We start from the raw sequence: 869 nt of genomic DNA, 5'->3' as shown, positions 1-869 counted from the left end.
CAGCCATACGGTACATCTTTCAGCATACTTGTGTTGATAGATGTTGCATCTATATCAACTTTGATTCCGGATGTGAATACGTTGTTTCCTTCCTCATCTACATAGTTGATTACTATATCTTTGGTGTACTGTTTCTGTCTAACTATAACTGTTGCTGAACCATCTTCATTTAACATGATATCTCCAACATTTGCAAGTATCCAGCCATATGGTACATCCGTCAGGATATTTGTATTGAAGTATGTCGCATCTTTATCAAGCTTAATACTTGTTGTCAGTACCAGATTTCCTGCTTCATCCACATAATTAATAATAACATCTTTTGTGGATTCTATTTTTCTTACATCAAGAGTAATTGCATTGCTGTCTTTATCAATTGTCATATCACCAACACTGCAAAGTTCATAGCCTTCTGGTACAGTTACCAGACTTGTGTTAAACTGTGTAGCGTCTTTTTCAATCTGAATGAGAGCAACATCAGGAAGGATTACTCCCTCTTCTGTTTTAAAGCTTACCCATACATTTCTTTTCTCAGCTTCTGCTTTTTTTACAACAATAACAGCGTTATCTGTATCTGTTACATCAAAGTCCCCAACAGTGATAAGCTCATAACCTTCCGGCACATCTGTGAGTTCAGATGTATTGAAATTATAATAAGCTGCTTCACCATCTACATATGGCTGAACAGTGATGCTTCCTTTTGCTACTTCACTTCCATCCTCTAACTGATAGGAGATTGCAACAGTTTTTGCTTCAAACTGCGGTGTCGTTTTTCTTACTTTAACAACAGCTGTATCATTATCAACGTATACATCGCCTGTCTCACAAAGTTCATACCCTTCCGGAGTTCCTGTTATCTGGCTTGTATG

Annotated in this window: 1 protein-coding gene; it reads right to left on the bottom strand. The window is 37.3% G+C overall.

What is annotated here, in order from left to right; genetic code table 11:
- A partial coding sequence (locus QVP40_RS10950; protein ID WP_288200508.1) for a hypothetical protein occupies positions 1–869 on the bottom strand: 869 nt, incomplete at both ends.

The organism is Blautia sp. CAG:257 (assembly GCF_000433815.1).
Taxonomy (GTDB): Bacteria; Bacillota; Clostridia; order Lachnospirales; family Lachnospiraceae; genus Blautia_A; species Blautia_A caecimuris.
This window is presented reverse-complemented; position numbering and strand designations above follow the sequence as displayed.